This window comes from Nocardia cyriacigeorgica GUH-2, from assembly GCF_000284035.1.
Taxonomy (GTDB): domain Bacteria; phylum Actinomycetota; class Actinomycetes; order Mycobacteriales; family Mycobacteriaceae; genus Nocardia; species Nocardia cyriacigeorgica_B.
The window spans coordinates 119,039-138,482 of the sequence record NC_016887.1 but is presented as its reverse complement, the minus strand read 5'-3'; the positions used below and the strand labels follow the sequence as shown (position 1 = coordinate 138,482).

The window sequence follows — 19,444 nt, the reverse complement described above, 5'->3', positions numbered from 1 at the left end:
GGCCGCGGGGATTCGAGTTGGCCGAAAGATGAACACGCTGGTAGCCCGTCGGGCGCGCGCGGTGGCCGGTGGCTCCCTATGATCGGGGGCTACACCTGGACTCGAGGGGACCGATGACCGGCTTTTTGCTACGACGTGCGCTCAACTATGTCGTGCTGTTGCTGCTGGCCTCATTTCTCACGTTCAGCCTCGCGTCACTGACCTTTCGCCCGCTCGACAGCCTGGAACAGCGCAATCCGCGGCCGCCGCAATCGGTGATCGACGCCAAGGCCGAGGAACTGCACCTGGACGAGCCCATCCCGCAGCGCTATCTCACCTGGATCAAGGGCATCCCGCAAGGAGATTTCGGCACCACCCTGGCCGGGCAGCCGGTGAGTGAGGAATTGCCGCGCCGCGTGGGGGTCTCGCTGCGGCTGCTGATCATCGGCTCGATCGTCGGCACCGTGCTCGGTGTGCTGATCGGCGCCGCCGGGGCGATCCGGCAGTACAAGTTCAGCGACTATTTCACCACGATCGTGTCGCTGCTGATCCTGTCCACACCGGTGTTCCTGCTCGCGACGCTGTTGAAATACGGTGCGCTGGAGATCAACTCGCTGACCGGCCAGCAGATCTTCCTCTATACCGGCGAGACCTCGGCCAGCACGATCGAAGGCTTCGGCGCCCAATTGGTGGACCGGCTCCAGCATCTGGTGCTGCCCACGCTGACGCTGGCCCTCGGCGGTATGGCCGGCTACAGCCGCTACCAGCGCAACGCCATGCTCGACGTGCTGCAAAGCGATTTCATCCGCACCGCCCGCGCCAAGGGCCTGACCCGCAGCAAGGCCCTCTACAAACACGGCCTGCGCACCGCGCTGATCCCGATGGCCACGCTGTTCGCCTACAGCCTCGGCGGCCTCATCACCGGCGCCACCTTCACCGAGAAGATCTTCGGCTGGCACGGCGTGGGCGAATGGCTGGTCGATTCGATCAACGCCCAGGACCTGTACGTCGTGGTCACGGTGACGGCGTTCGCGGGCTTGGTGGTGCTGGTGTCGGGGCTGTTGTCCGACATCGTGTACGCGATTCTCGATCCCAGGGTGCGTGTGAGTTGACCGAAGCCGAGATCATCGTCCAAGGAGCTCCGGAGGTCGCGGCCACCGGGCGGCGCAAGCTGGTCCTGCGCCGTTTCCTGCGCAACAAACCGGCCGTCGCCGGCGCGATCATCCTGGTGCTGCTGTTCATCGTCAGTTTCGCGCTGCCGCCGTTCCTGCCCTACGACTATCAGCAGCTCGACTACACCGCGCTGCTGAAACCGCCGAGCCCGGAGCATCCGTTCGGCACCACCCAGATCGGCCAGGACGTGCTCGCGCAGACGCTGCGCGGACTCCAGAAATCGCTGATCATCGGCTTCTGCGTGGCCATCATCTCCACCACCATCGCCGCACTGGCCGGTTCCATCGCCGGACTGCTCGGCGGCTGGACCGATAAAGCCATCATGTGGTTCGTCGACCTGCTGCTGGTGGTGCCGAGCTTCATCATCATCGCGCTGTTCGCCCCGCGCACCAAGGGCAGCGGGTCGATTCTGCTGCTGATCCTGCTGCTGGCGCTGTTCGGCTGGATGATCAGCGCGCGGATCGTGCGCGGGTTGACGCTGAGCCTGCGCGAACGCGAATTCGTCCGGGCCGCACGCTATATGGGCGCGCCCACCCGCACGGTGATCCTCAGTCATATCGTGCCCAATATCGCCTCGATCCTGATCATCGACACCACGCTCACCGTCGGCGCCTCGATCATGGCCGAGACCGGGCTCAGCTTCCTCGGCTTCGGTGTGCAGCCCCCCGACGTCTCGCTGGGTTCGCTGATCGCTTCGGGCACCAAGTCCGCGCTGACCTACCCGTGGCTGTTCCTGTTCGCCGGTGGTCTGCTGATCATCACGGTGTTGTGCGCGAATCTGGTGGGTGACGGGCTGCGCGACGCATTCGATCCGAGTGCCAAGCGGGCCCGGTCGCGGAAGGCTAAGGCGAAGGCATGAGCAGCAGCGAAACCACTACCGTCGAGCAGAGCCCGCCGGAGAAGTCCTCGACAGCGCCGCTGCTCGAGGTGAGCGACCTGCGGGTCTCCTTCCCCAGCGAGGAAGGCCGCGTCGATGCCGTGCGCGGGGTCAGCTACACCGTCAACGACCGGGAAGTGCTCGCGATCGTCGGCGAATCCGGTTCCGGCAAGTCGGTGTCCTCGCTGGCGGTGATGGGGCTGCTGCCGGAACAGGCCAGGATCAACGGCTCGATCCGGCTGCGTGGACGGGAGCTGCTCGGGCTCGGCGACAAGCAGCTGTCCAAGCTGCGCGGCAGCTCGATCAGCATGGTGTTCCAGGACCCGCTGTCGGCCCTGACGCCGGTGTACCGAGTGGGCGATCAGATCGCCGAGGCGCTGCTGGCGCACGGTGCGATGAGCAAGGCCGACGCCGCGAAACGGGCCGTCGAATTGCTCGATCTGGTGGGCATCCCGGATCCGGAGATGCGCGCGAAGGCGTTCCCGCACGAGTTCTCCGGCGGTATGCGCCAGCGCGTGGTCATCGCCATGGCGATCGCCAACGATCCGGCGCTGATCATCTGCGACGAGCCAACCACCGCGCTCGACGTCACCGTGCAGAAGCAGATCCTGAACCTGCTGCGCAAGGCCCGCGACATCACCGGCGCCGGCGTCATCATGATCACCCACGACATGGGTATCGCGGCCACCCTCGCCGACCGGGTCGCGGTGATGTACGCGGGCAAGATCGTCGAAACCGCCGCCACCACAGCGCTGTTCACCACGCCGCGGATGCCGTACACGGTCGGTCTGCTCGGCTCGATCCCGCGCATGGACGGCCCCGCCCGGGCCCCGCTGATCCCGATCGTCGGCGCCCCGCCCGCCATGCACGCGCTGCCGCCGGGCTGCTCGTTCGCACCGCGCTGCCCGGTTTCCATCGACGAATGCCGCGCCGCCGAACCCCCGCTGGAACGCACCGGCCCCGGTCATTCCGCCGCCTGCATCCGCACCTCCGAGGTGGGTTCGGCGGAGCTGTTCGAGGCCTACCGCCGCGACATCACCGAGCCGGAACGGGTCGCCGACACCGAACCCGAAGTGGTGCTGCGGGTGCGTGACCTGGTGAAAACCTTCCCGATCACCTCCGGTGTGGTGTTGCGCCGCCGCAAGGGCGAGGTGCGTGCCGTCGACGGCATCAGCTTCGAGGTTCGCAAGGGCCGCACGCTGGCGCTGGTGGGCGAATCCGGATCCGGGAAATCCACCACGCTCACCCAGATCCTGGACCTGGTGCGTCCGGAAGCCGGCAGCATCGAAATCCTCGGCAGCGACGTCGCGAGCCTGACCAAGGCCCGCAAACGCGAGATCCGCCGCAAGATGCAGATCGTCTTCCAGGACCCCACCGCCTCGCTCGACCCGCGCCTGCCCATCCACGACGCCATCGCCGAACCACTGCGCATCGACGGCCGCCCGCGCGCCGAAATCGCCCGCCGGGTACCGCAATTGCTCGAACAGGTCGGCCTGCGACCCGAACACGCCGACCGCTACCCCGCCGACTTCTCCGGCGGCCAGAAGCAACGCATCAGCATCGCCCGCGCCCTGGCCCTCGACCCCGAGCTGCTGGTCCTCGACGAACCGGTCTCCTCCCTCGACGTCTCCATCCAGGCCGGCGTGCTCAACCTGCTGCGCGACCTGCAAGCCGAACGCGGCCTGTCCTACCTGTTCGTCTCCCACGACCTGTCGGTGGTCCGCAACCTCGCCCACGACATCGCGGTCATGTACCGCGGCAAGATCGTCGAATCCGGACCGGCGGAACAGATCTTCGGCAACCCTGAACACGAGTACACCCGGTCACTGATCGACGCGGTGCCCGAGCCCGTCGTAAGCCGATAGGAGGTTTGCCGTGCGGATCCACTCCCTCGGTATACGTGTGGCCATCGCGGCCGTCGCGACCGGTCTGGTCCTGTCCGGATGTTCGAGTTCGGATGATCCGGCACCCGGCGCGGAGGTCGCTGCGCTCGGCACGTCGAATGACATCAACCCGCGGGATGTCTCCGAACTGCGCGACGGAGGAAATCTCCGGTTGGCCCTGAGTTCCTTCCCCGAACAGTGGAATGCCCTGCATATCGACTCGGACGGCGAAGTCAGCGCGGTCGAACGCCCGCTGATGCCGCGCGCGTTCCACACCAGCGCTTCGGGTGAGCTGTCGGTCAATACCGATTACTTCACCAGCGTCGAACTCACCGATACCAATCCGCAGCGGGTCGTGTACACCATCAACCCGGAAGCGGTCTGGTCGGACGGGACGCCGATCACCTGGGAGGATATGCGATCCCAGGCCGCAGCGCTGAGCGGTGAGAACCCCGAATACCTGATCAAGATGACCTTCGGTTTCGACCGGGTCGAGAAGGTGGAGCGCGGTGTCGACGACCGCCAGGCGATCATCACCTTCAAGGAGCATTACGCCGACTGGCAGGGCCAATTCGCGGGTGAGGCATTCCTGTTGCCCGCTTCGGTGACCAGCACGCCCGAGGCATTCAACAGGAGCCAGCTCGACGGTCTCAGCCTTTCCGCGGGCCCGTTCATCATCCAGTCCGTGGACAAGGCGCAGGGCCGTGTCGTGCTCGGCCGTAATCCGAAATGGTGGGGCGACACCCCCAAGCTCGATACCATCACCTTCACCGTGCTGGCGAGCGAGGCCGTGATCCCGGCATTGCAGAACAATGAGATCGACGCGGTCGGCGTAGCCAGTATCGACGATATGCGTACCGCGCAGAGCACGCCCGGCGTGGAAATCCGGCGTGCACCGGGCAACAGCTGGTCACACCTGACCTTCAATGGCGCGCCGGGCTCGATTCTGGAAGACCCGAGGGTGCGGGTCGCGATCTCGAAGGCTATCGACCGCAAGGGTATTGCCGTCGCCATGCAGAACGGTCTCGTGGCGAATCCTGAACCACTCAACAACCACGTCTATGTCCAAGGCCAGATGGGCTATCAGGACAACAGCCTGCCATTCGATCCGGAAGCCGCGGCACGAGAACTGGACGCGTTGGGTTGGAAGCTCAACGGTGAGTTCCGGGAGAAAGACGGTCGACGACTCACCATTCGCGATGTCATGTACAACGCGCAGAGCTGGGTTCAGATCGCACAGATCATCCAGCAGAACCTCGCGCAGATCGGAGTCGAGCTCATCATCGACACCCGGCCCGGGCAGGGTCTGTTCACCGATGTGTTCCAGAAGGGCGATTTCGACGCCGGGCAGTGGGTGTGGTCCAGCGATGTCTTCGCGCTGAAGAATTTGCCGCAGGTCTACCGCTACGACCCGAACGATCTTCAGGGCAATTACGGGCGCATCGGCTCGCCGGAAATCAACGACCTCATCGACAAGGCGCTGGCCGAACTCGATCCGAAGAAGGCGATCGATATCGCCAACGAGATCGATCGCAAGCTGTTCGAGATCGGTTTCTCCCTTCCACTGGTGCAGTCGGCCGGTAATGTCGCGGTCCGCGCGGACCTCGCCAATTACGGAGCACCCGGGCTCGCGTCCTATGACTACACGAAGATCGGGTTCTTGAAGTGAGGGCACGTTCGTCCGGACCACGCACGATCGAGCAGGAAGGTCAGATCATGAGGAATCGGTCGCTGCGCAGACGAGTCGCGGTTCCACTGCTCGCGTTCAGCCTGATCGCGGCTGGGTGCGCGTCGAATGACAGCGCCGCTCCAGAGGGCGCGGTCGCGGAGGTCGGCACTACCAACGACATCAATCCCCACGATGTGAGCGAGTTGCGCCCGGGCGGCAACCTCCGGCTATCGGTCAGCGCCTACCCGGCGAACTGGAACGCACTGTCCAATGACGGCAACGAGAACGACATCGGTGCCATCGAGCGCCCGATGATGCCGCGGGCCTACAAGATCGATGCCGCAGGTGAAGTTTCGATCAACACCGATTACTTCACCGACATCCAGCTGACCAAAACCGACCCGCAGACGGTCGTCTACACCATCAATCCCAAGGCGGTCTGGTCCGACGGCACACCCATCACCTGGGAAGACATCGCCTCGCAGGCCAATGCTCTGAGCGGACGGGACAAGTCGTTCCTGATCGCGAGCACCAATGGCTTCGACCGCGTGGAGAAGGTCGAACGCGGCGTCGACGACCGCCAGGCGATCATCACCTTCAACAAGCACTACGCCGATTGGCGCGGCCAGTTCGCCGGGAATTCGTTCTTGTTCCCGAAATCGGTGACTGCGACGCCCGAGGCGTTCAATCACAGCCTTGTCGACGAGATCAAGGTGACCGCCGGCCCGTTCATGGTGCAATCCACCGATCGCGGTCAGGGCCGGATCGTTCTGGGACACAACCCGAAATGGTGGGGTGACAAGCCGGTCCTCGACAACATCACCTACTCGGTGCTGGACAGCTCCGCGCTCGTGCCCGCGCTGGCGAACAATGAACTCGACGCGGTCGGCCTGGCTACCCGCGATGATATGGAGACCGCCCGGAATACGCCCGGCGTCGTGATTCGGCGTGCGCCGGGCAACAGCTGGTCCCATATGACCTTCAACGGCGCGCCGGGTTCGATTCTCGAAGATCCGAAACTGCGGGTGGCGATCGCCAAAGGCATAGACCGCCAGGGCATCGTGACAGCGGTACAGAACGGGCTGGTGGAGGACCCGAAGCCGCTGAACAACCACATCTACTTGCAGGGCCAGAAGGGCTACCAGGACAACAGCCTGCCGTTCGATCCGGAAGCGGCGGCACGTGAGCTCGATGAACTCGGGTGGAAGCTCAATGGTGATGTCCGAGAAAAAGACGGGCGCAAGCTCGAAATCCGGAACATCATGTACAACGACGACACCTGGGTGCAGATCGCGCAGATCATGCAACAGAATCTCGCCCAGATCGGCGTGAAGATGAATATCGAGACCAAGCCGGGTCGCGGCTATTTCACCGATGTCATCCAGCCCGGCGATTTCGACGTCGCATTCTGGGTCTGGGTCGGCGATCCTTTCCCCTTCGGCAGCCTCAACCAGATCTATGCGTACAACCCCGATGATCTGCAGGGCAACTACGGCCGCATCGGCTCGCCCGAGCTGAACGCCCTGATCGAGCAGACCATCTCCGAGCTGGATCCGAAGAAAGCGATCGAGCTGGCCAACCAGGTCGACCAGCAGATCTGGCAGGAAGGCCACTCGATTCCACTGTTCCAGTCGGCCGGCAATGTCGGCGTACGGGCAGATCTCGCCAATTTCGGAGCTGCGGGTCTGGCGTCCCTCGACTACACGAAAATTGGCTTCCTGAAGTGATCCCCGGATCAGGCCGGAGCGAACACCCCCTGGCCTATCCGCTCACCGTCACGTTCGGCGCCCTCGCGGTCATCACCGCGTGGGCGCCGTTCGCCGATGTGGACCAGCTCAGTGCGCTGGCGGCGGTCGCGGTGGGGATTGGGGGGTATTCGGGGGTGCGTGTTGCGCGGGCTCTGGGGTGGCTCGGGAGTGGGGTGGGGGCGAATGAGTCGCTCGCGGTGAAGCGGGTGCGGCAGCAGCATCGGCTGGTGAGCCGGTCGTGGTTGGAGTTCACGCAGGGGCGTCGGACTCGCTGGCTGCCGGTGTATTTCGATCCGGCACTGATCACGTTGACGGAGGCGACCGCCGAACTCGGTGAACGGTCGATCCGGGTGGGCGATGTCCGGCTCTACCCGTCCGGGCGCGCCCGCGACACCGAACCGCCGGGCCGCCTGATCGACAACCCCTCGCGCCCCGACCCGGACGGCCTCGCCCAAGCGCGAGCGGCGGCATCCCCGCTGCGCAGGCTTCTGTTGGACGCGCAATCCGTCGTGGCAGCCCCTTTCGCCGGCCTGTTCTGGATCTACATCGACGGCGGCGGCATCCCCGCCTTCGCCTCCGCCACCTGCGTCGCCGCCGTCACGGCCACCTGGCTGTCGGCCATCCGCGGCTCCGATCCGAGCTGAGCCCTGCGCATACCTCCGGAATAGTTGCGCACCGCCCGACGACCCGCGCTGACCAGGTCGAACCGAAGCGCCGCGTTCAGCCGGATTGCTGCCGGTACGAATACTTCCGGGAGCTCGTGCCGGCTTCGAAACCGCAGGCCAGATAGAGGCGTCGAGCGATCTCATTCGCCGGGTCGACGCTCAGATAGATTCGCTCGATCCGGCCGTCCGCCGCGGCTTCCGCAAGCACCTGCCTGGTCAACGCCGACCCGAAGCCGCGGCCGCGAAACTCCTCGGCGACCGAGAGATAGTCGAGCCTGCCGAAATCCGTGTCCGGCACGGGGATCCAGAGGACGCAGCCGGCAGGCCGCCCGGCCGATTCCATGACGACGACCTGATACCCGTCGTCGAGGTAGTCACCAAGCCGCTCCAGCGGATCCGACGACCAGCGATGGTGGCTTGCGAGCAGTTTCGCGAGCACCGGGAACGCCGGATCCGCTGGGTCGTGCAGACGGCGCAGCGTGGCCTGATCGGCCAGCGGCGATCCGGTCGCGGTGGGTACCGGCAGTGGACACACCATTTCCAGCTGGGCCGGTCCCGGCTCCCAGCCGGAGGCCCGCAGCGCCTGCGCCAGCACCACGTTCTCTTCCTCGAGGTAGCTCGCGACGGCCGGCGGGGCGATCGGCTGGTCCATCAGCAGACGCAGTACGGCTCGCGCGTTGTCGACCGTCCGCGATGGGCCATCCAGTAGTGGTCCGATCAGGTAGGCGGCCGAGTCGCTGTCCGAGACGAGGAAGCCGCCCATTCCGATCGGCGCGCCGTCGGCGTCGCACGCGGTGAAGACGTGGTCTTCGAGCCTGTTGTCGTACAGCGCGAGTTCGGCGAGCAGCTCGTTCTCGTCATCGCATCGCGGATAGCCGGTCCCTTCCGCACGCACTGTGCAGCTGCGCGCGAGGAGTGTGCCGATGAACCCGAGATCATCCGCGCAGGCCGGACGTATGGAGATGGTCGACATGTGGTCCCCCCTTCGGTTCCCCAGGCGGGGCATTCCAACGAAACCACGTTCGAGCGACCGGGCCAAGCAAATTCCCAGAATTGGTCTGACCACTTGACCTCCTGACCTATTCGGCGCAGAGTGATGGGTATGGCGTTGCAACCGGTGGTGAAGCGGTCGGTGTCGGCGGATGTGTTCGAGCAGATCGCCGATGACGTGTTGAGTGGGGAGCTGGCGCCGGGGACGGCGTTGCCGAGTGAGCGGCAGTTGGCCGAGCGGTTGGGGGTGTCGCGGCCCGCGGTGCGGGAGGCGTTGCAGCGGTTGTCGGCAGCGGGGCTGGTGGCGGTGCGGCAGGGGGATGCGACGACGGTGCTGGATTATCGGCGCGGGGCCGGGTTGGAGGTGTTGCCTCGGCTGCTGGTGCGGGCGGGGGCGCTGGATCCGGCGGTGGCGCGCAGCATTCTGGAGGCGCGGCTGCACAATGGGCCGAAAGTGGCGGAGCTTGCGGCCGCCAGGGTCGCTGCCGGGCTGGACGGAGAGTCGGCCGCGCGGCCGACGGAATTGGCGAAAACCCTGTCGGACCTGGTGGATTCGATCGCCGCGGCCGAATCGGATCCGATCGCGCAGCAGCGGATCGCGCTGGAGTTCTGGGATCACATCGTCGACACGGCCGATTCGATCGTGTTCCGGCTGATGAACAACATGCTGCGGGCCGCCTACGAACCCGCGCTCGCCGCATTGGCCCCGATCATGTCCGCCGAGGTGGGCAATGTGACGGGCTATCGGGAACTGGCCGACGCCATCGTGGCGGGCAGGCCGCACGAGGCCGCCGAACGCGCACGAGCCCTGCTCGAGCCGGCGACCACCGCTCTGATCAGCGTCTTAGACGGACACTGAGGACTACATCGGGAATCATCATGACCACAGCTCAACCCTCCGAATCCGCGTCGATCGACGCGGCCGCGCGAGCCAAGGTGCGCCGCGATGAACGCGCGCTGCGCCGCGGACTCACCCTCGGCGCGGCGGCCCGCGAGTTCATCCGGCACCCCTCGCCCTGGTTGATTGGCCTCACCTTGCTCGCGGCGCTGACCGGCCGCTTCGTCGTCGGCGACTGGCAGCTCACCGACGCGCTGGTGCCGGCCGTCATGCTGGCGGTCTTCCCGGTCTTCGAATGGATCGTGCATGTGACCGTGCTGCATTGGCGCCCACGCAAACTCGGCCCGATCCCGATCGACAGCGAACTGGCGCGCAAACACCGTGAGCACCACGTGGATCCGCGCGATATCCCGCTGATCTTCATCCCCACGAAGACGCTCGTCGTGCTCATCGTGGTGCTGGTGGCCCTGGCGGTGCTGGCCTTCCCGCGCCTCGGCCTTGGCCTGACGTTCCTGCTCACCATCACCGCCCTCGGCCTCGGCTACGAGTGGACCCACTACCTCATCCACACCGACTACAAGCCGAAACACGCGCTCTACCGGGCGATCTGGCGCAATCATCGCCACCACCACTACAAGAACGAGCACTACTGGTTCACCGTCACCACCTCGGGGACCGCGGATCGCCTTTTCGGTACGGCGCCCGACCCGGCGAACACGCCGACCTCCCCGACCGCGCGGCGCTTGCACTCGACGCGCTGATCGCCCACAAGTCACCGCCCGACCTGCGGTTTCCACCTCCGTAGTACACCGCAACGCCGGCACCTTTCTGGTGCCGGCGTATTTCTTTTCCCTTCCGATCTTGACGAACAGATACCATAGGGGGGTATGGTACTGCGCAGCCGATACGGCTTCCGGAAGGAAGGGAAACTGTCATGACTACGCAGACCAGATCCACCACGAAACGGTGGTGGGCGCTGGCGGTGATCGCCGCGGCGCAGTTCATGGTCATCATGGACACCTCGATCATCGGGATCGCGCTGCCGAAGATGCAGGCCGAACTCGGGTTCTCCCAGGAAAATCTGACCTGGGTGTTCAACGCCTACGTGATCGCCTTCGGCGGTTTGCTGCTGCTGGGCGGCAGGCTCTCGGACCTGCTCGGCGCGCGGCGGATCTTCGCCGCGGGCTGGGTGGTGCTGCTGGCCGGCTCGGTGATCGCAGGCGCCGCGGGGAATGTGGCGACCGAGCTGGCGGGCCGGGCCATCCAGGGCGGCGGCGCGGCGCTCATCGCGCCCTCGGCGCTGACCCTGCTGATGATGCTGTTCGGGTCCTCCCCGCAGGAACTCACCAAAGCACTGGCCGTCTACGGTGCGGCAGCGCCCGCCGGCGGCACGGCAGGCGTCTTCCTGGGCGGCGTGATCACCGAATACATCAGCTGGCCTTGGGTTTTCTACATCAATGTGCCGATCGCGATCCTCGCGCTGATCGCCGTGCCGCTACTGATGCCCGCCGCCCCGGCACGTTCGGGTTCGGTCGATGTACTCGGCGCGATCACCGTCACCGCGGGTCTAGCCGCTGCCGTGTACGCGATCGTGCAGGCGCCGGAAGTCGGCTGGGCTTCGGGTCAGACCTGGGGCGTGCTCGCCGTCGCGGCCGCCCTGCTCGCCGGCTTCGTCTATCTCCAGTCGCGTAGCAGTGAACCGCTGATGCGCCTGGGCATCTTCCGCGCGCCGAACCTGGCCGCGGCGAATATCGCACAGTTGCTGCTGGGCGCGGCCTGGGTGCCGATGTGGTTCTTCCTCAACCTCTACCTGCAGCAGGTGCTCGGCTACAGCGCGTTCCCGTCCGGCGCGGCGCTGCTGCCGATGACGACGCTGATCATGCTCGGCATGATCGTGATCGCACCGCGGGCGATGCAGCGTTTCGGCGCCAAGCCGATGATCGTGACCGGCCTGCTGATCCTCGGCGTGGGCCTGGCGATCATGTCGCTGGTGCGGCCGACCGGCAATTTCTGGGTCGACGTGCTGCCGGCCTCGCTGGTGGCCGCGGGCGGTATGTCGCTGGCATTCATACCCTCGTTGGGTACCGCCATCTCCGCCGCGCGTCCCGAAGAAGGCGGGCTGGCCTCGGGCATCGTCAATGTCAGCTATCAGGTGGGCTCGGCGATCGGCCTGGCCGCGATGACCGCCGTCGCCGCCGCGTTCGGCGCGGATCAGCTCGGTGACCTGCCGAAACTGACCGACGGTTTCTCCGCGGCCTTCCTCGGTGCCGCCGCCATCGCGCTCGCCGGCGCCGCCATCACCGCCGTCACCATGCGCGCTCCGGCGCCGGAGGGAGCGGCCGTGCGGGATTGACAAGTTACCCTAGGGGGGTATGGTAAGTATGAAGTTCGACGGACCGTCCGTCACCGAGAAGGAGAGCACTCGATGAGCACCACCACCGCGACCGTCACCGGCATGACCTGCGGCTGCTGCGTCAACAAGGTCCGCGACAAGGTCGGCGCCCTGCCCGGGGTCACCGACGTCGCCGTCGACCTGGACAGCGGCACGGTCACCGTCGACGGCGCACCCGTCGAACGCCAGGCGCTGGCCGACGCCGTCGCCGCGGCCGGTTTCGCACTGGCCGACTGAATCCATCCACAGCAATCCACAGCACCAACTCAGTAGAAAGACGGAGCCTCCCGATGAACACAACCACCAAGTTCGCCGGATTCGCCCTCGGCCTCGCGGCGGTCTTCGGGATCGCTCTCGGTGTCGGCGCCACGGTCGGTCCGGAGCCCTCCGAACCGGCCGGGCACGACACGCATGCGGCCGGATCCGGCAGTACCGCCGGGTCCGGCGCCGCGGACCTGCCGGGCGGGCTGGTCGCCACCGAGGCGGGCTACACGCTGGCCCTGGACAACGCGACGACCACCACGTCCGCCGAGGCCCAGTTGCGCTTCCGCATCCTCGACGAGCAGGGCGCGCCGGTCACCCGCTACGTCCGCTCGCACGACAAGGACCTGCACCTGATCGTGGTCCGCCGCGATATGGCCGGTTTCCAGCACGTGCACCCGGTGCTCGACGCGACGGGCACCTGGAGTGTTCCGCTGAACCTCTCCCGGGCCGGCGACTACCGCGTCTACGCCGACTTCACCCCCGAGGGCGGTGAGGCGTTGACGCTCGGCGCCGATCTGCGGGTCGCGGGCCAGTACGACGCGCAACCGTTGCCCGCCCCGGCCACCACCGCCACGGTCGGCGAGTACACCGTCACGCTGGACGGCGAGATCACGCCGGGTCAGGCGTCGAAGCTCACCCTGTCGGTCAGCCGCAACGGACAGCCCGTCACCGATCTGCAGCCCTACCTGGGCGCTTACGGCCACCTGGTCGCGCTGCGCGCCTCCGACCTGGCCTACCTGCACGTGCACCCCGAGGGTGAGCCCGGCGACGGCGTCACCGCGGCCGGCCCCGGCATCACCTTCTTTGCGACCGCCCCGACCACCGGCGATTACCGGCTGTTCCTGGACTTCCAGCACGAAGGTGTTGTCAGGACCGCCGAGTTCACCGCGACCGCGGGCCCGGCGACCGCTGCACCCGAAGCGGGCCACGGCGCCGAACAACCCGGCCACGGCCACTGACCCGGCCCCCGAATCCACCAAGCCCGCACCGAGCGACAATTACCTAGCACCACAGAAACGGAGCGCCCCATGACCACCGCGACACAACCACCCGCCACCGGGCAGGTCGAATTGGTGATCGGTGGCATGACCTGCGCGTCTTGCGCCAACCGCATCGAGAAGAAGCTGAACAAGCTCGACGGTGTCACCGCCACCGTGAATTACGCGACCGAGAAGGCCCGCGTCGACTTCACCGGCGACATCTCCCCCGATGAGCTGATCGCCACGGTCGAACAGGCCGGCTACACCGCCGCACTGCCCGCACCGAAGGTGGAGGCGGCCGCGGCGGAACCGGCCGAGGAGGATCCGACCGCCTCGCTGCGGACCCGGCTGCTGGTCTCGCTGGTGCTCACCGTCCCGGTGATCGCCATGGCGATGATCCCGGCCTTGCAGTTCACCAACTGGCAGTGGCTCTCGCTCACGCTGGCCGCGCCGGTCGTGGTGTGGGGCGCGCTGCCGTTCCACAAGGCGGCCTGGACCAACCTGCGCCACGCCACCGCCACCATGGACACGCTGGTGTCGGTCGGCACGCTGGCCGCGTTCGGCTGGTCGATCTACGCACTGTTCTGGGGCACCGCCGGGACGCCGGGGATGACCCACCCGTTCGAATTCACCATTTCCCGGATGGACGGGTCCGGCAACATCTACCTCGAGGCCGCTGCGGGCGTGACCACGTTCATCCTGGCGGGGCGCTTCTTCGAGGCCAGGTCCAAGCGACGCGCCGGTGCCGCCCTGCGCGCACTGCTCGAGCTCGGGGCCAAGGAGGTCTCGGTGCTGCGCGGCGGTTCGGAGCAGCGGATTCCGGTGGAGCAGTTGGCCGTCGGCGATCGGTTCGTGGTGCGGCCCGGTGAGAAGATCGCCACCGATGGCGTGATCGTCGAGGGCTCCTCGGCGGTGGACGCGTCCATGCTGACCGGCGAATCGGTGCCGGTCGAGGTCGGCACCGACGACGCCGTGGTCGGCGCGACCGTCAACGTCGGCGGGCGGATCGTGGTCCGCGCCACCCGCATCGGCTCCGACACCCAGCTCGCCCAGATGGCCAAGCTGGTGGAGGACGCGCAGACCGGAAAGGCGCAGGCCCAGCGGCTGGCCGACAAGATCTCCGGCATCTTCGTGCCGATCGTCATCGCGCTGTCGGTGGCGACCCTGGGGTTCTGGCTGGGCACCGGCGGCGCGGTCGCGGCGGCGTTCACCGCGGCGGTGGCCGTGCTGATCATCGCCTGCCCGTGCGCCCTCGGCCTGGCCACGCCGACCGCGCTGATGGTCGGCACCGGGCGTGGCGCCCAGCTCGGCATCCTGATCAAGGGCCCGGAGGTGCTGGAATCGACCCGCCGCGTGGATACGGTCGTGCTGGACAAGACCGGCACCGTCACCACCGGCAAGATGACGCTGCTCGACGTCGTCGCCGCCGAGGGCGAGGACGCCGACGAGGTGCTGGCCCTGGCCGGCGCGCTGGAGGATTCCTCCGAGCACCCGATCGCCCAGGCCATCGCCAAGGGCGCGCGGGAGAAGGTCGGCGACCTGAAGCCGGTCGAGGGCTTCGCCAATATCGAAGGACTCGGTGTGCAGGGTGTGGTGGACGGTCACGCGGTGATCGTCGGCCGGGCCCGGCTGCTGGCCGACTGGTCGCAGCAGCTCGGCGCCGACCTCGAGCGCGCCATGGCGGCGGCCGAGGCCGAGGGCAAGACCGCGGTCGCGATCGGCTGGGACGGTAAGGCGCGCGGTGTGCTCGTGGTGGCCGACGCGGTCAAGCCGACCTCGGCCGAGGCCATCACCCAGCTGCGCGCGCTCGGCCTGACCCCGATCATGCTGACCGGCGACAATGCCGCCGCGGCCCGCGCGATCGGCGATCAGGTGGGCATCGACGAGGTGATCGCGGAGGTGCTGCCGCAAGACAAGGTCGAGACCGTCAAGCGGTTGCAGGCCGAGGGCAAGGTGGTCGCCATGGTGGGCGACGGCGTCAACGATGCGGCCGCGCTGGCCCAGACCGATCTGGGCCTGGCGATGGGCACCGGCACCGATGTGGCGATCGAGGCCAGTGACCTGACGCTGGTGCGCGGCGATCTGCGCGCCGCCGCCGACGCGATCCGGCTGTCCCGGCGCACCCTGGCCACCATCAAGGGCAACCTGTTCTGGGCCTTCGCCTACAACGTGGCCGCGATCCCGCTGGCCATGGCGGGGCTGCTGAACCCGATGCTGGCCGGCGCCGCGATGGCGTTCTCGTCGGTGTTCGTGGTGAGCAACAGCCTGCGGTTGCGCAACTTCCGCTCGACCGCGCGGTAACAGCACACAAGCAACGGGCGGGACGGCTGATCGGCCGTCCCGCCCGTTGCGGTGCGAAGAGCGGATGACGGGATTCGAACCCGCGACCCTCACCTTGGCAAGGTGATGCGCTACCAGCTGCGCTACATCCGCATGTCGCGACGTCGGCGGCTGATCCGCCATCGTGCGACGCCAAACTTTAGCCGGAAGCGGCGCCGGCTGCCAAACCGGCTAGTCACCAGCCCATTCGTTCCCCCGAGCTACTGCTGTGCGGCGTTCTTCCGAGCGGCCCGCGCGGCGGCCTTCTCCGCGGCTTCGGCGGAGTCCATGGCGTCGGCCTCTTCCAGCGTCGGCGCGCTGCCGCCCAGCCGCGCCGGAACCCAGTAGGCGCCGGGCTCGTGCTCATAATCGCGCTGCACCTCGAGCAGCATGCGCTGCATGGTCGAGCGCAGTTGCGCGGTGAGCTCGGCGGCGGGCTCATACGGCTGGATGGGTTCGCCGACGGCGATGGAGATCGGAGTGTTGGTGCGGCCCAACCGCTTCGGGAAGCCCTTGGTCCACACCCGCTGCGCGCCCCAGATGACGATCGGGATGATCGGCACATCGGCCTCGATGGCCATGCGGGCAGCGCCGGACTTGAATTCCTTGATCTCGAAGCTGCGACTGATCGTCGCCTCCGGGTACACGCCCACCAGCTCGCCGCGGCGCAGGTATTCGACGGCGGCCTTGTAGGAGTCGGCGCCGGCGGACCGATCGACCGGAATGTGCTTGAGCGCGCGCATGATCGGGCCGGAGATCTTGTTGTCGAAGACCTCTTTCTTGGCCATGAACCGGATGTAGCGCTTGGGCGTGCGCACCGGCAGTCCGGCATAGGTGAAGTCCATGTATCCGGTGTGGTTCACCGCCAAGACGGCACCACCGGACGCGGGGATGTGTTCATCGCCGGTGACGGTGAACTTCAGACCTTCAACGAAGAAGACGGTTCGGGCCAGGCCGATGATCGTCCGGTAGACGGGTTCCACAATTCCGCTAGCGTAGTCGCTGCCCGGCCGATCCGGCAGTGCGGCGGTAGTGCGCGCCGTAGGCACAGGGTGATCGACCCCAGTCACGCATGAGGAAAGGTGATCTCCGCAGTGGACCGCGCCGAGCCCGTATCGCAGGACATCCGTCACGCCTCGCACGCCGATCACGGTGCGGGCGGCGCACATCGGGCCAGCGGTACACGTCGAGCAGCGTTCGCAGCCGTAGCCCTCGCCGGCGCGGCGCTGCTGGCCGGATGCGATTCGGCCTCCGGGATCCCGGGCGACGGCGCGGGCGGCAGCGACTCCGTCACCGCCACCACCCCACCCGCGGCGATCCCGTCCCAGCCCCCGATGACGACCACGCCCGCCGCACCCCCGGTCCCCGCCGACGCTCCCCCGGTCGGTGCGGTGCCCGGTGTCCCCGAGGCGGCGGCCGCGGTGCAGCGCTGGGCCGTCGACCTGGAGAACAGCACCATCGCCCAGCTCCAGAGCACCTGCTGGACACTGCCGCCGCTGACGGTGGCCGAAATGTATGCCGATCCACAGCCGGTACTGGCCGCGCTCGCCCAGCCGGGCAACGTCACCGATGACGTCATCATCTGGCGCGGCGCGGGCACCACCGTCACCGTGGATCGGGCGGCCGTGGCCACCGGGTACGCCTGCCCCCGGGTCTTCGCGGCGGGTACCGAACCCGGCTACGACGACGCCGACGCCCGCCATACCGTGCGCCGCTACCTCGCCCGGCTCATCGGCAAGCCGCTGGACCCGTCCGACCAGGAAGGCACTCACCCACTGATCTGCAAGGCGAACCCGGCCACCTGGGATCCGCAGGGCACCGGCACGCCGATCCCGGCGCCGCTGGCCAATAATCCGGGCCGGCTCACCGGTACCACCGCCTTCGCCGATCAGCAGATCAGTTCGCGGGCGCTGCGGGCCGGATACGTGACGGTTCAGGTGCCGGTCACCAACTCCTCGGGTGTGACGCAGACCCGGACCTTCACCTTGCGTGAGGGAGCCGACGGCTACTGCATCGGAGACGTCTCGCCGTAGCGACTACCCTGGACGACCGGCTGACAGTACGGAAACACCGCGGTTCAGGAGGAACAAGCTCGTGCAGATCACCAGCGTCGGACATGCGGGTTTCCATATCCAGACGACGGCCGGGTCGATTCTCTGCGATCCCTGGGTGAACCCCGCCTACTTCGGGTCCTGGTTCCCGTTCCCGGACAATTCCCAGCTCGACTGGGACACCCTCGGCAACTGCGACTTCCTCTACGTCTCGCATCTGCACCGCGACCACTTCGACGCCAAGAATCTGGCCGAGCACGTCAACAAGGACGCCACCGTCCTGCTGCCGGACTACCCGGTCCCGGATCTGCGCCGTGAGCTGGAGAAGCTGGGCTTCCACAAGTTCTTCGAGACCGAGGATTCGGTCAAGCACACGGTGACCGGGCCCGGCGGCGAGCTGGACATCATGATCATCGCCCTGCGCGCACCGGCCGACGGCCCGATCGGCGACTCCGGACTGGTCGTCTCCGACGGCGAGACCACCTGCTTCAACATGAACGACGCGCGCCCGGTGGATATGGACGTGTTGCACGACGCGTTCGGGCACGTCGACATCCATCTGCTGCAGTACTCGGGCGCAATCTGGTACCCGATGGTGTACGACATCCCCAGCCGGACCAAGGCCAACTTCGGCAAGCAGAAGCGTCAGCGGGGGATGGACCGGGCCCGCAGCTACATCGAGCAGGTCGGCGCGACCTGGGTGGTGCCCTCGGCCGGCCCGCCGGTCTTCCTCGACGACGAACTGCGCTACCTCAACGACGACCGCGGCGACGAGGGCAACATCTTCCCTGATCAGATGGTGTTCCTGGAGCAGATGCGGATCCACGGCAATGACGGCGGCGTGCTGATGATCCCCGGATCGGTGGCCGATGTGCGCGGCGCCGAACTGGAGCTGACCCACCCGTTCGACCCGGCCGAAATCTACGACGACAAGGCCGGTTACATCGAGCGGATGGCCCAGCGGATGGCGCCGGTACTCGCGGCCGAGAAGGCCTCCTGGGCCACCGGCGAAGGCTCGCTGCTGGAACCGCTGAAGGCGCTGTTCGAGCCGATCATGGCGCAGAGCGATCTGATCTGTGATGGCATCGGCTACCCCGTCGGGCTGGTGATCGGCGAGGAAACCGTGGTGCTCGACTTCCCGAAGCGCCTGGTCCGCGGCCCGATCGAGGGCGAGGGCAAGTACCGCTACGGCTTCCGCATCGCCCCGGAGCTGGTGCGCACCGTGCTGCGCGACAACGAGCCGGACTGGGTGAACACCATCTTCCTGTCCACCCGCTTCCAGGCCTGGCGCATCGGCGGGTACAACGAGTTCCTCTACACGTTCTTCAAATGCCTCACCGACGAGCGCATCGCCTACGCCGACGGCTGGTTCGCCGAGGCGCACGACGACTCCGCGTCCACCGAGCTCGACGGCTGGGAAGTGCAGCGCCGTTGCCCGCACCTGAAGGCCGACCTGTCCAAGTTCGGCGTCGTCGAAGGCAACACCCTCACCTGCAACCTGCACGGCTGGCAGTGGGACCTGGAATCGGGGCGCTGCAAGACCTCGAAGGGGCATGAGCTGCGCTCGCGCAAACTCGTCTGAGCCGGATCGCCAGGTCGGCGGACATCCTGATCGC

Annotated in this window: 16 protein-coding genes and 1 tRNA gene; 14 read left to right on the top strand and 3 right to left on the bottom strand. The window is 67.1% G+C overall.

Annotation, left to right across the window (positions count from 1 at the left end):
• Window positions 1-113 precede the first annotated feature (113 nt).
• Genes NOCYR_RS00655 through NOCYR_RS00630 form a run of 6 tightly spaced genes read left to right on the top strand, consistent with a single transcriptional unit; the run spans window position 114 to window position 7,973 of the window.
• On the top strand, window positions 114-1,091 hold the full coding sequence (locus tag NOCYR_RS00655) for an ABC transporter permease (protein ID WP_014348425.1): 978 nt from the start codon (window positions 114-116) through the stop codon (window positions 1,089-1,091).
• Window positions 1,088-2,011 carry an ABC transporter permease gene (locus tag NOCYR_RS00650; RefSeq protein WP_014348424.1) on the top strand — a complete coding sequence of 308 codons (924 nt, stop codon included), beginning with the start codon at window positions 1,088-1,090 and terminating at the stop codon, window positions 2,009-2,011. The genes NOCYR_RS00655 and NOCYR_RS00650 overlap by 4 nt, the downstream gene beginning before the upstream one ends.
• Window positions 2,008-3,894, top strand: coding sequence for an ABC transporter ATP-binding protein (locus tag NOCYR_RS00645; RefSeq protein ID WP_014348423.1), 1,887 nt, complete (start codon window positions 2,008-2,010; stop codon window positions 3,892-3,894). The genes NOCYR_RS00650 and NOCYR_RS00645 overlap by 4 nt, the downstream gene beginning before the upstream one ends.
• A gap of 10 nt (window positions 3,895-3,904) precedes the next feature.
• A complete protein-coding gene (locus NOCYR_RS00640) occupies window positions 3,905-5,581 on the top strand; it encodes an ABC transporter family substrate-binding protein (RefSeq protein WP_048832509.1) in 1,677 nt (558 codons plus the stop codon).
• A gap of 47 nt (window positions 5,582-5,628) precedes the next feature.
• Window positions 5,629-7,308, top strand: coding sequence for an ABC transporter family substrate-binding protein (locus tag NOCYR_RS00635; RefSeq protein ID WP_014348421.1), 1,680 nt, complete (start codon window positions 5,629-5,631; stop codon window positions 7,306-7,308).
• A complete protein-coding gene (locus NOCYR_RS00630) occupies window positions 7,305-7,973 on the top strand; it encodes a hypothetical protein (RefSeq protein WP_014348420.1) in 669 nt (222 codons plus the stop codon). The genes NOCYR_RS00635 and NOCYR_RS00630 overlap by 4 nt, the downstream gene beginning before the upstream one ends.
• A 76-nt stretch (window positions 7,974-8,049) precedes the next feature.
• Here NOCYR_RS00630 and NOCYR_RS00625 read toward each other — a convergent pair whose 3' ends face one another.
• Window positions 8,050-8,967 (bottom strand): GNAT family N-acetyltransferase, encoded by a 918-nt coding sequence (locus NOCYR_RS00625; protein ID WP_014348419.1) that lies wholly within the window; start codon window positions 8,965-8,967, stop codon window positions 8,050-8,052.
• 129 nt (window positions 8,968-9,096) lie between these two features.
• Here NOCYR_RS00625 and NOCYR_RS00620 point away from each other — a divergent pair, with 129 nt between their 5' ends.
• The 6 genes from NOCYR_RS00620 to NOCYR_RS00595 all read left to right on the top strand — a co-directional run bounded on the left by NOCYR_RS00620 (window position 9,097) and on the right by NOCYR_RS00595 (window position 15,759).
• Entirely contained in the window at window positions 9,097-9,843 is a 747-nt protein-coding gene (locus NOCYR_RS00620; protein WP_048832507.1) for a FadR/GntR family transcriptional regulator, read from the top strand.
• 20 nt (window positions 9,844-9,863) lie between these two features.
• Entirely contained in the window at window positions 9,864-10,583 is a 720-nt protein-coding gene (locus NOCYR_RS00615) for a sterol desaturase family protein (protein ID WP_014348417.1), read from the top strand.
• 173 nt (window positions 10,584-10,756) lie between these two features.
• The gene (locus tag NOCYR_RS00610) at window positions 10,757-12,175 is read left to right on the top strand and encodes an MFS transporter (protein WP_014348416.1); all 1,419 of its coding nucleotides are present in this window, start codon (window positions 10,757-10,759) and stop codon (window positions 12,173-12,175) included.
• A 72-nt stretch (window positions 12,176-12,247) separates the two neighbouring features.
• Window positions 12,248-12,451, top strand: coding sequence for a heavy-metal-associated domain-containing protein (locus NOCYR_RS00605; protein ID WP_014348415.1), 204 nt, complete (start codon window positions 12,248-12,250; stop codon window positions 12,449-12,451).
• Between the two features lie 53 nt (window positions 12,452-12,504).
• Complete coding sequence (locus NOCYR_RS00600; protein ID WP_014348414.1) at window positions 12,505-13,437, top strand: hypothetical protein; 933 nt, start codon at window positions 12,505-12,507, stop codon at window positions 13,435-13,437.
• Window positions 13,438-13,506: 69 nt separating this feature from the next.
• On the top strand, window positions 13,507-15,759 hold the full coding sequence (locus tag NOCYR_RS00595) for a heavy metal translocating P-type ATPase (RefSeq protein WP_014348413.1): 2,253 nt from the start codon (window positions 13,507-13,509) through the stop codon (window positions 15,757-15,759).
• Window positions 15,760-15,818: 59 nt separating this feature from the next.
• Here NOCYR_RS00595 and NOCYR_RS00590 read toward each other — a convergent pair.
• Window positions 15,819-15,891, bottom strand: a tRNA-Gly gene (locus NOCYR_RS00590).
• Window positions 15,892-15,998: 107 nt separating this feature from the next.
• A complete protein-coding gene (locus tag NOCYR_RS00585; protein ID WP_014348412.1) occupies window positions 15,999-16,760 on the bottom strand; it encodes a lysophospholipid acyltransferase family protein in 762 nt (253 codons plus the stop codon).
• Between the two features lie 99 nt (window positions 16,761-16,859).
• Here NOCYR_RS00585 and NOCYR_RS00580 point away from each other — a divergent pair, with 99 nt between their 5' ends.
• Together NOCYR_RS00580 and NOCYR_RS00575 are read left to right on the top strand one after the other, a co-directional pair.
• Complete coding sequence (locus NOCYR_RS00580; protein ID WP_231856008.1) at window positions 16,860-17,810, top strand: hypothetical protein; 951 nt, start codon at window positions 16,860-16,862, stop codon at window positions 17,808-17,810.
• A 61-nt stretch (window positions 17,811-17,871) separates the two neighbouring features.
• Window positions 17,872-19,410, top strand: a complete 1,539-nt coding sequence (locus tag NOCYR_RS00575) for a Rieske 2Fe-2S domain-containing protein (protein ID WP_014348410.1) — start codon at window positions 17,872-17,874, stop codon at window positions 19,408-19,410.
• The last annotated feature ends 34 nt before the right edge of the window (window positions 19,411-19,444 follow it).